Genomic DNA, 11,638 nt, shown 5'->3' on the forward strand with positions numbered 1-11,638 from the left:
GGAACCGTTCCCTTTATGATTATAGAGATAACTATTTTGATGGTATTTTTACAGGAGGCCGGCATGAGCGCGATTTCACTACAAGGTCGTTCGGTTCTTGGACTGAAAGATTTTACAGCCGAAGAAATTGAACGGATCCTTCAAGTAGCAGCACAAATGAAAAAGATTGTGCTTTCAGGTAACAAGAAGAAAGATTTCCTCAGAGGAAAATCCATTGTAACAGTGTTTTCCGAAGCATCTACCAGAACACGCAGTTCTTTCGAGCTTGCCGGTAAGTATTTGGGAGCCGATGTTATTAATATTACAAAGAGCGGCAGCTCGATGACGAAAGGTGAAAGCATGCGAGATACATTGCTTACCGTTTCCGCAATGGGAGTGGATGCAGTGATTATTCGTGATTCGTCAGAGGGGGCCGCTCTTTTTGCATCCAAAGTGATGAGCCCGAAGGTGAAGGTGCCGGTGGTACTGAATGCAGGGGACGGAGCCCATGCCCATCCCAGCCAGGCCCTGCTGGAACTGTTCACACTGAAGGAAGCAGGGAAGAACATCAAAGGTATGAAGTACGTCATCATCGGCGATATTCTCCATTCCCGGGTTGCCAGGAGCGACATTTACGGGTTCACGAAGCTGGGAGCCGAAGTGCACCTTGTGGGACCTCGCACTTTGGTTCCGAAGGAACTGGAAGCCATGGGCTGCATTGTGGACGATGACCTGGAAACGGCATTGAAAGGGGCCGACGCCATCAACATCCTCCGCATCCAGCTGGAACGGGCGGCAGCAGGCTTCATCCCCACCACCCGGGAATACGCACGGCTCTTCGGTATCAACAAGAAGCGCCTCGCCCTCTGCAAGCCCGACGTGGCAGTTATCCACCCGGGTCCCATGAACAGGGGCATTGAAATCGGATATGATGTGGCCTACGATGAATCTTCCTGGATCCAGGAAGAAGTAAGAAACGGCGTAGCCGTACGTATGGCACTGGAATATTTAACACTGACGGAGGGAAAAGACATTGATGCTCTTAATTAAAAATGGAACCATCGTAAACCCTGCCAAACACCAGCACGAGGTGGGAGATATTCTCGTTGAAAACGGAAAAATTACCCAGGTCGGCGGTAAGGCTCTAACCCTGGGCAGTGATGTTCAGGTCTTTGATGCGAAAGGCCTCATCGTAACGCCGGGCCTCATCGATATGCATGTACACCTCCGGGAACCGGGACAGGAAGCGAAGGAAGATATCCACACCGGCACCCAGGCTGCCGCAGCCGGCGGCATTACCCACGTGGCCACCATGGCCAACACGAAGCCTGTCATCGACAACGCTGCCGTCCTTCGGGACGTACTGCGCCGGGCAGACGAAGTGGGCGTGGTAAAAGTCAGCGTCATCGGTTCCGTTTCCAAAAACCTGGAAGGAAAGCAGCTCTCCGAAATGGGAGACATGGCGGCCGAAGGAGCCGTAGCTTTCTCCGATGACGGCCACTACGTGGAAAGCGCAAACTTCATGCGCCGGGCCATGGAATACGCTGATATGCTCCACAAGATGGTCATCGACCATGCGGAAGACATGACCATGTGCGGCAAGGGATTCATGAATGAAGGAAAAGTTTCCTATGCCATGGGCGTTACCGGCCGCCCGGCGGCCGGCGAAAACATCGCCGTAGCCCGGGACCTGCTCCTTTCCGAACTCACCGGATGCCACATCCACATTGCCCACGTATCCAGCGGCAAAGCGGTGGACCTCATCCGGGCAGCAAAGAAAAAAGGGGTGAACTGCTCCACCGAAGTGACAGCCCAGCATCTCTATTTCACCGATGAATGGCTGAAAGATTACGACACCGCCTTCAAGATGGCGCCGCCCATCCGGACGGAAGATGACCGGAAGGCCCTCATCGAAGGCCTGAAGGATGGCACCATCGACGCCATCATGACGGACCATGCGCCCCACTGCAACGAAGAAAAGGACGTGCCCTTCAACTGCGCCCCCAATGGCATTGCCGGCCTGGAAACCTCCCTGGCTTCCACGCTGACCGTGCTTTACCATGAAAACGGCTTCACCCTGGACAGGATCGTGGAGCTCATGAGCGTGAACCCCGCAAAGCTGCTGGGCATCACCGGCGGCGTCCTGGAAGAAGGGGCTCCGGCGGATATTACGGTCTTTGATCCGGACAAAGAATGGACAGTCCACGGCAAAGACCTCTATACAAAGTCTCTCTTCACCCCCTATGAAAACATCACCCTCAAAGGCAAGGCAGTCCTCACGGTGGTGGATGGGGAAATCGTTATGAAAGAAGGAAAGGTGCTGAAATGAAAGGTCTCTTGGTTCTGGAAAACGGCGCCCGTTTTGAAGGAGATCTTCTCGGCTCTGTGGAAGGGCTGGGGGAACTGGTATTCAATACCGGCATGACGGGCTATCAGGAATGCTTTACGGACCCCTCCTATGAAGGGCAGATTCTGACCCTTACCTATCCCCTCATCGGCAACTACGGCGCCAACGACCTGTTCATGCAGAACAGGAAACCTGCCGCTGCAGGCTATGTGCTGGACCAGATCGCCGAACACCCGAGCAACTGGGAATGCAAGGAAAAGATTACGGACTTCATTGAGCGGTACCATGTACCCTGCCTCTACAATGTGGATACCCGTGCGGTGACCCGCATGGTCCGCACCCAGGGCGTCATGAAGGCAGTCATCGTCAGCGCCGAACGGAGCGACGATTTCATTAAAGGAGAGCTGGCAAAGCCCCTCCACCGGGACCAGGTGGAACGGGTCACCACGGCTTACCCCTATACCTACGGAAATGGCAAGTACCAGGTCTCCCTCCTGGACTGCGGCCTGAAAAAGAACATCCTCGTGAGCCTGGCAGCCAATGACTGCACGGTCCACGTATTCCCCGCCCACACATCGGCGGAAGACATGATGGCCATCAATCCCGACGGCATTTTCCTCTCCCCCGGACCCGGGGATCCCCAGGATGTGCCCTACGTGGTGGACACGGTAAAGAAACTCATCGGACAGCGCCCGATTTTCGGTATCTGCCTCGGCATCCAGATGCTGGCCACCGCCCTTGGGGGCCATACATTCAAGCTGCCCTTCGGCCACCGCGGCGCCAACCATCCGGTAAAGGACCTTCGCACCGGCCGGGTGTACATTACGAGCCAGAACCATGGCTACGCCATCTCTGACGACGGCCTCCCGGATTGCATCGAAGTGACCCACCGCAGCGTGAACGACGGCACCATTGAAGGCATCCGCCACAAGACACTCCCCATCCAGGCAGTGCAGTACCATCCGGAAGCTTCTCCGGGACCGAAGGATAACTTCTATCTGTTCGCAGAATTTACCAGGGCCATGGAGGAATTCAAAAAATGATCAATAAAGACGTGAAAAAAGTTCTTGTCATCGGCAGCGGCCCTATCGTCATCGGCCAGGCGGCAGAATTCGACTACGCCGGCACCCAGGCCTGCCGGTCCCTCCGGGAAGAGGGAGTGGAAGTGGTCCTGGTGAACAGCAACCCCTCCACCATCATGACGGACGTGGACATTGCGGACCGGGTCTACATCGAACCGATTACCCTGCCCTTTGTGACGGAAGTCATCAAGAAAGAACGGCCCGATGCCCTGCTGGCAACCCTGGGGGGACAGGTGGGCCTCAATATGGCAGTCCAGCTCTCCGATGCCGGTGTCCTTGATAAATACGGCGTGAAACTTCTGGGCTCTTCCCTCCATGCCATCAAACATGCGGAGGACCGGGAACTGTTCAAGGAAGCCATGGAAGAAATCCACCAGCCCGTGCCGGAATCCGAAATTTTCGAAGAACTGGAACCGGCTGTGGCCTTCGCCGACAAAATCGGCTACCCCGTTATCATCCGTCCTGCCTACACCTTAGGCGGCACCGGCGGCGGTATTGCCCATGACCGCTATGAAATGGAAGAAATCGCCAACCGTGGCATCAAGCTGTCCCCGATTAACCAGATCCTCGTGGAACGGTCCATTGCCGGCTGGAAGGAAATCGAATTCGAAGTCATGCGGGACAGCGCCGACAACTGCATCATCGTCTGCGCCATGGAAAACATCGACCCCGTAGGCGTCCACACCGGCGACTCCATCGTCGTGGCGCCCACCCAGACCCTGACCGATGGCCAGTACCAGATGCTCCGCACCGCATCCATCGATATTATCCGGTACCTCCAGATCGAAGGGGGCTGCAACGTGCAGTACGGCCTGGACCCGAAGACGAACCAGTACTACGTCATCGAAGTGAACCCCCGTGTCAGCCGTTCCTCCGCCCTGGCGTCCAAAGCTACAGGCTACCCCATTGCCAAGGTAGCGGCGAAAGTGGCCCTGGGCATGCACTTGGACGAAATCACCAATGCCATCACCGGCAACACGAAGGCCTGCTTCGAACCGTCCATCGACTACGTGGTCTGCAAATTCCCCCGTTGGCCCTTTGAAAAATTCACTCTGGCGGACCGGGAAATCGGCACCCAGATGAAAGCCACCGGCGAAGTCATGGCACTGGACCGCACCCTGGAAGGGGCACTCCTGAAGGCCCTCCGGTCCCTGGAAGTGGGAGAGGGGTACCTGCACCTGAAGAAACTGGACAACCAGTCCCTCTACGATATCCGCTGCCTCCTCCGCCGTATCGATAATGAACGGATCTTCGTGGTGGCCGAAGCCCTGCGCCGCGGCATCGAACCGGAAGAAATCAACCGCATCACAAGGATTGACCTCTTCTTCATCTATAAGATCCAGAACATCATTAAGATGGAACGGCGTCTCCTGAAGGAAGGGCTCACCGAAGAGACCCTGAAGGCCGCCAAACGGATCCAGATGCCTGACGCTGCCATCGCCCACTTTGCCGAAGTGACGGTGAAGGAAGTGGAAAACTTCAAGAAGAAGCTGGATTTCCATCCGGACTTCAAGATGGTCGATACCTGTGCCGCCGAATTTGAAGCCCATACGCCTTACTACTATTCCACCTACGGCGCGGAAGACGAAGTGAAACCCCAGGGCAAGGGGTCCGTCGTAGTCTTCGGTTCCGGCCCGATCCGCATCGGCCAGGGCATTGAATTCGACTACTGCTCCGTCCATGCTTCCTGGGCCCTCCGGAAGGCGGGAAAGAAATCCATCGTCATCAATAACAACCCGGAAACCGTATCCACCGACTTTGATACCTCCGATTCCCTGTACTTTGAACCGCTCACAGAAGAAGACGTGATGGAAGTCATTAATAAGGAAAAACCGGAAGGGGTGATCTGCCAGTTCGGCGGCCAGACCGCCATCAACCTGGCCACCCCCATGGCAAAGCGGGGCATCCGCATCATCGGTTCCTCCAACGAATCCATCGACATGGCGGAAGACCGGGAACGGTTTGATACCCTCTGCGGTCAGCTGGGCATTCCCCGTCCGAAGGGCTGCCTCGTGGAAAGCGTGGAAGAAGCCATGCAGAAGACCGAAGAGCTCTCTTATCCGCTCATCGTCCGTCCGAGCTACGTATTAGGCGGCCGGGCCATGCAGATCGTCTACGACCAGTCCGAACTCCGGCAGTACCTGAAGGAAGCAGTAGTGGCTTCCCATGAACACCCCGTCCTCATTGACCAGTACATGGTGGGCCGGGAAGTGGAAATCGATGCTATCTCCGACGGCGTGGACGTCTGCATTCCGGGCATCATGGAACAGATCGAACGGTCCGGCGTCCATTCCGGCGACTCCATTGCCGTGTACCCGCCGCAGCACCTGTCCAAAGAAGCCATTGAGACCCTCACAAAGTACACGAAGGACATTGCCTGCGCCATGAACGTCAAGGGCCTCGTCAATATCCAGTTCATCGTGGTGAACGACAAGGTTTACGTCATCGAAGTGAACCCCCGTGCCAGCCGTACGGTGCCCTTCATGAGCAAGATCACCGGCATCAACATGGTGGAATACGCCACCCGTGTAGCTCTCGGTGAATCCCTGAAATCCCTGGGCCTGCCCCTGGGCCTCTGCCCGGACAAGGGCTACGTAGCCATCAAGGCCCCGGTGTTCTCCTTCTCCAAACTGGGCCTTGTAGAAATCAAACTGGGACCGGAAATGAAATCCACCGGCGAAGTCATGGGCATCGGCCACACCTACCAGGAAGCCCTCTATAAAGCCGTAGTGGCAGCGAACCTCATGGTTCCTGCCGGCGGCAACGTACTCATCACCGTCAGCGACCGGGATAAACCGGAAACTGCAGAACTGGCGAAGGGCTTCGTGAAGCTGGGGTACCACCTCATCTGCACCTCCGGCACCGGCGCCTATTTCCAGAACCTCGGCATCCCTGTGGAAATCATCAAGAAGATCCACGAAAAGGGCGAAAACTGCGAGAAATATCTGAAGTCCGGCAAAGTGGACATGGTACTGAATACCATTTCCTACGGCAGCCAGATCGAGCAGGAAGGCTATGACCTCCGCCGTATCGCGGTGGAACTGGCCATTCCCTGCATTACCTCCCTGGATACGGCGAAGGAAGTGCTCCGCGTCATGGCATCCACCGGCGGCGCAGAACACCACGTAGAAGCCATCCAGGACTATGTGAAGGAGAAATGACATGTCAGGATTTGTAGAAAAAGGAATCATCCGTGTCCACGACCATGTGGGTCCGGATATCTGGCTCATGCAGATCGAGCTCCCCCGGATTGCCAAAGAAGCGAAACCGGGCCAGTTCGTCCATGTGAAGGTGAATGACCCCCGGTACATTCTCCGCCGTCCCATTTCCATCGCCGGCACGAACCCCGGCAAGGGACGGGTGGAAATCATTTACCGCATCGTAGGGAAGGGCACCGACGCCATGTCCCACCTGAAAGTGGGGGACACCATCGACTGCCTGGGACCCCTGGGCACCTCCTTCTCCATGGATAAAGACCACATCGTAGGCATCGGCGGCGGCGTAGGCATTGCGCCCATCCTCTTCATGTCCCGTGTGGCAGAGCCGCAGCAGATGACCGTAGTCATCGGCGGAAGAAATAAGGAAGAAGTCTTCTGGAAAGACCTGTTCCCAAAGACCGTGCGCCAGCTCATCGTCACCACCGACGATGGCTCCTGCGGTATCAAAGGATTTTCCGTGTCCGTGCTGCCCGAGCTCTTCGGCAGGGGAGACGTGGACGAAGCCTGCGTCTGCGGACCGGGCATCATGATGAAAACCGCCGCCCAGATGGCAAAAGACGCCGGCGTGTACTGCGAAGTATCCATGGAACGGCGCATGGGCTGCGGCATCGGCACCTGCCTGGGCTGCGTGTGCGACCGGAAAGACGGCAAAGGCCATTATAAAGTCTGCGCCGACGGTCCCGTATTCAATGCAGAGGAGGTTGTATTATGAGTGATCTCTCTGTCAATTTCCTCGGCATGCACATGGCAAGCCCCGTCATCGGCGCCTCCGGCACCGTAGGCTTCGGCCTGGAACTGGCGGATTACATCGATTATCACAAAATCGGCGCCATCTCCGGCAAGGGCCTCGCCCCAACTCCTTGGAAGGGAAATGAGGGCGTCCGCATCGCCGAAACCACATCGGGCATGCTGAACTGCATCGGCCTTGAAAACCCCGGAGCTCCCTACTTCATCGAGCACTACCTGCCGGAAGTGAAAAAGCTCCCCACTGTCTTCATTGCCAACATGGTAGGCAAGAGCGTGGAAGAATACGCAGAATGCGCCAGAATGCTGACGGTCCCCGGCATTTCCGCCCTGGAAGTCAACATTTCCTGCCCCAACGTAAAAGAAGGGGGCGCCGCCTTCGGTACCGACTACCACCAGGCCGCGGCCGTCACAAAAGCGGTGAAAGAAGCCACCACCCTCCCGGTGATCGTGAAACTGTCCCCTAACGTGACCGACGTGGTTTCCATCGCCGAAGCCGTAGAACAGGCCGGCGCCGACGCCGTGTCCCTCATCAATACCCTGATGGGCATTGCCATCGACCTCCGCACCCGCCGCCCCATCCTGGGCAACATCACCGGCGGCCTTTCCGGCCCCGCTATTAAGCCCGTAGCCCTCCGCATGGTATGGCAGGTGGCGAAAGCCCTCTCCATCCCCGTCAGCGGCTTAGGCGGCATCATGACCGGCACCGACGCCATCGAATTCATGATCGCCGGCGCCTCCACCGTCCAGGTAGGCACCGCAAACCTGGCAGATCCCACCGCCATGGAACGGATTGTGCGGGAAATGGACGAATGGTGCGATAAAAACGGAGTAAAAGATATAAGCGAAATCGTTGGAACACTGAAGGCCTGAAGGCCCTGCACTAAAAAACGCTGCGTAATGCAGCGTTTTTTAGTGCGGAGATTGAGGTCGAGGAAGACAGCCTGCGGCGAATGGGAAAGAGTTGAGATTTGAGAATTGAGAGTTGAGGTCCCGCCTGCGGCGCTTCCATCGGTTCCCATTTGCGGCGAAGCCGCGGAACCCTGAAGACTCTGTCCCATAACGTGCAAATGACTCTACAGCAGGCTCTCTTCCCAGAAGAGAGCTGCCCACGGGGCTGAGAGATGGTGATGGGTTTACTGCACAATGGGCATTTAGACCGCCAGTGAGAAGAACCCATCAGAATCCCTCTGTCTGCTGACGCAGACATCCCCCTTTGAGAAAGGGGGACTGTTTATAGCGGCTCCGCCGCCGATGGAATCCTAAAGACTCTGCACAAAAAACGTGCAAATGACTCAGCAGCAGGCTCTCTTCCCAGAAGAGAGCTGCCCACGGGGCTGAGAGATGGTAATGGGATTATTGCACAACAGATATTTAAGCTGTTGCGTGAGAGAACCCATCAGAATCCCTCTGTCTGCTTCGCAGACATCCCCCTTTGAAAAAGGGGGACTGTTTATAGCGGCTCCGCCGCCGATAGAATCCTAAAGACTCTGCACAAATAACGTGCAAATGACTCAGCAGCAGGCTCTCTTCCCAGAAAAGAGCTGCCCACGGGGCTGAGAGATGGTAATGGGTTTACTGCACAAGGAGCATTTAAACTCCTATGTATGAGGAACCCACAACCCATCAGAATCCCTTTGTCTGCTTCGCAGACATCCCCCTTTGAGAAAGGGGGACTGTTAACTGCGGCGAAGCCGCTGATTGGTTCTGGCCCGAAGGGCCTGATTTGCTCAAGGCTCAAGGCTGAATGCTCAAGGCTCCACCTGTACGCACGCTGTTTAGTCACATAAGCGCCGCAGGCTGATCACCTGGACCTGAATCCAGATCTAGACCCCCAAGGCCATGGGCTCGGTCTTTCTCGATCTCGATCTCGGTCTCGGTCTCGATCTCGATCTCGCTACTCACTTGTAAATTCTTCGAAAACTTTCACCCAGCCCCTTTACTTTTTTACTTTAGCGTGGTAATGTATAACTACAACAGAGAATGAAGGAGGGCTCTATGGCACAGGATATGGATGACCTGAAAATGGTCCATGAAGAAGAAATGAAAAATTATGACCGCATCGAAGGTTCCGTAGTTTCGGTGATGCGGCGGCACGGATGCAAAATCATCCAGACCCCCACGTTCGAAGACTACGACACCTACGGCCGATACTTCCCCCAGCTCCAGCGGGAGATGATTAAGACCATCGGTCCCGGCGGCGAAGTACTTGTCATGCGGCCCGACGTGACGGTGCCCCTGGTGAAGACGGTGGCCCGGGAATATCCGGACCCCGCCCAGCTCCTGAAGTTTGGCTACGTGTCCATGGTATTCCGCGAATACTACGGGAAATCCACCCACGGCAAGTACTTTCTCCAGAGCGGCGTGGAAGTTCTGGGCGATGAGACCCCGGAATGCGACGGGGAAGTGATGGTGATGGCGGCGGAATTTCTGGAATCCGTAGGAATCCGGGACATGCGCATCGACCTGGGCACCGTGGCCTACATGGACGCCCTCTTCGATGAACTCCATCTCACGGACGAGGAGCTTTCCAAAGTCCGGGAATACATGGAAAAGAGAAATCTCGTTTCCTTCGGGAAACTGGTGGACACCCTTCCCATTACCACCATCCAGCGGAAGGTACTCCTGGAGCTGCCGAAGCTCTTTGGCAGCTACGAAGACACCCTGAAGCGGGCGGAGGACCTCTGCCTGAACCATAAGATGATGGCAGCCCTTGCGCGGCTGAAGAAGATTTACGAATATCTGGAGGTGGCAGGCTACAGCGGCCGGGTTCAGCTGGACTTCGGCTTCACCTCCCACATGGGCTACTACACGGACATGGTCTTCAAGATTTACGCCGACGGCGCCCTCTATTCCCTCATCAGCGGCGGCCGCTACGATTCCCTGGCCGCCCAGTTCCAGGTGCCCCGGCCGGCCTGCGGTTTCGGCATGAACATGAACCTTCTCTACGAAGTGATGGCGGAGGAAAACCTGCTGGAAGAAATGGTGCCGTCCTGCGATCTGGCGGTCATTTACGACAAGCCGGACCGGGACCTGGTACTGACGCTCATGGACTGGCGGCGGAAAGGGCACTCGGTGCTCGGGGTTTCCGGAAAGAACCGCATCGTCACCGGCGATTACCGGATCACCGCGGTCTATGAAAATGGGAAATTCAAAGTGGGGGCGGACCTTCTTTCGAAGGAAGAACTGGAAGCCCGGTTAGGAGGGAAATGATGCTCCATATTGCACTGGCCAAAGGAAGAATTGCAAAGAAAGTCATGAAAAGTCTGGCGAATGGCGGCTACCATTTCCCCGATTACTCCGACGATAGCCGGAAACTCATCTTCACCGATGACAAGGACCGCATCCGGGTGACCCTGGTGAAATCGCCGGACGTGGCGGTTTACGTCCGCCGGGGCGCTGCAGATGCCGGCATCGTAGGAAAGGACGTGCTCATGGAAGATGGGGAAGAGGACGTCTACGAAATCGAAGACCTGGGCATCGGCAAATGCCGCATGGCCGTCTCCGGTATCAAAGGAAACAAGGCGGTCATGAACAAGCGGATCCTTACGGTGGCCTCCAAGTACCCCTCCATAGCGAGGAAGTACTTCGCCGACCGGTTCCAGCCCATCGATATCATCAAACTGAACGGTTCCGTGGAACTGGCCCCCCTGGTAGGCCTGTCCGACGTGATCGTGGATATCGTGGAAACCGGCACCACCCTTCGGGAAAACGGCCTCGAGGCCTACGACTACTTCATGGACTTCTCCGCCCGCCTCATCTGCAACAAGGTATCCTATAAAATGAAACAGGACGAGCTGGAGGAGTTTATAGGACTGGTGAAAAAAGAGATTTGAGAATTGAGATTTGAGAATTGAGGTCCCGCGGCTAACGCCGCAAATGCACTTTAACCTCCCCTCTTTAGAGGGGAGGGGGACCGCGTAAGCGGTGGAGGGGTGGCCGCGAAGCGGCTTGGGAGAAAGGGCAAGAAAACGGAGGGAGTTACTTTAGCGAGAGCCCCCTCCGCCCTTCGGGCACCTCCCCCATAGATGGGGGAGGTTAAGCAATAAGCATTTGCCGCGAAGCGGCTGATCAATCTTTCCTAGCAGCTAGCCGCTAAAAGCTAAAAGCCCCCGCCTGAATGCACGCCGCCCAGCCACATACCCCTCGGCCCGCAGGGCCTGGTCAGCTCAAGGCTCAAGGCTGAAAGCTCAAGGCCCGCGGCAAAGCCGCTAAAGATCTAGACCTGGATCTAGATCTAGACCCCCAGGGCCTCCGGCCCGATTCCC

General features: G+C 56.3%; 8 protein-coding genes. All 8 read left to right on the forward strand.

What is annotated here, in order from left to right; translation table 11 throughout:
• The first annotated feature begins 63 nt into the window (after window positions 1-63).
• The 8 genes from ACFWUL_RS03260 to hisG all read left to right on the forward strand — a co-directional run bounded on the left by ACFWUL_RS03260 (window position 64) and on the right by hisG (window position 11,206).
• On the forward strand, window positions 64-1,029 hold the full coding sequence (locus ACFWUL_RS03260; protein ID WP_297021088.1) for an aspartate carbamoyltransferase catalytic subunit: 966 nt from the start codon (window positions 64-66) through the stop codon (window positions 1,027-1,029).
• Complete coding sequence (locus ACFWUL_RS03265) at window positions 1,013-2,308, forward strand: dihydroorotase (protein WP_416177788.1); 1,296 nt, start codon at window positions 1,013-1,015, stop codon at window positions 2,306-2,308. Before ACFWUL_RS03260 ends, ACFWUL_RS03265 begins: the two co-directional genes overlap by 17 nt.
• Window positions 2,305-3,369: a glutamine-hydrolyzing carbamoyl-phosphate synthase small subunit gene (gene carA / locus ACFWUL_RS03270; protein ID WP_416177789.1), complete on the forward strand. Its 1,065-nt coding sequence runs from the start codon at window positions 2,305-2,307 to the stop codon at window positions 3,367-3,369. The genes ACFWUL_RS03265 and carA overlap by 4 nt, the downstream gene beginning before the upstream one ends.
• A complete protein-coding gene (gene carB / locus ACFWUL_RS03275) occupies window positions 3,369-6,569 on the forward strand; it encodes a carbamoyl-phosphate synthase large subunit (RefSeq protein WP_297021104.1) in 3,201 nt (1,066 codons plus the stop codon). The genes carA and carB overlap by 1 nt, the downstream gene beginning before the upstream one ends.
• 1 nt (window position 6,570) lies before the next feature.
• Window positions 6,571-7,338 (forward strand): dihydroorotate dehydrogenase electron transfer subunit, encoded by a 768-nt coding sequence (locus ACFWUL_RS03280; RefSeq protein WP_416177790.1) that lies wholly within the window; start codon window positions 6,571-6,573, stop codon window positions 7,336-7,338.
• On the forward strand, window positions 7,335-8,243 hold the full coding sequence (locus tag ACFWUL_RS03285) for a dihydroorotate dehydrogenase (protein WP_416177791.1): 909 nt from the start codon (window positions 7,335-7,337) through the stop codon (window positions 8,241-8,243). Before ACFWUL_RS03280 ends, ACFWUL_RS03285 begins: the two co-directional genes overlap by 4 nt.
• Before the next feature lie 1,125 nt (window positions 8,244-9,368).
• Window positions 9,369-10,583 (forward strand): ATP phosphoribosyltransferase regulatory subunit, encoded by a 1,215-nt coding sequence (locus ACFWUL_RS03290; protein WP_416177792.1) that lies wholly within the window; start codon window positions 9,369-9,371, stop codon window positions 10,581-10,583.
• Window positions 10,580-11,206 (forward strand): ATP phosphoribosyltransferase, encoded by a 627-nt coding sequence (gene hisG / locus ACFWUL_RS03295; protein ID WP_297021067.1) that lies wholly within the window; start codon window positions 10,580-10,582, stop codon window positions 11,204-11,206. Before ACFWUL_RS03290 ends, hisG begins: the two co-directional genes overlap by 4 nt.
• Window positions 11,207-11,638 lie beyond the last annotated feature (432 nt).

This window comes from Dialister sp., from assembly GCF_047832375.1.
Taxonomy (GTDB): domain Bacteria; phylum Bacillota; class Negativicutes; order Veillonellales; family Dialisteraceae; genus Dialister.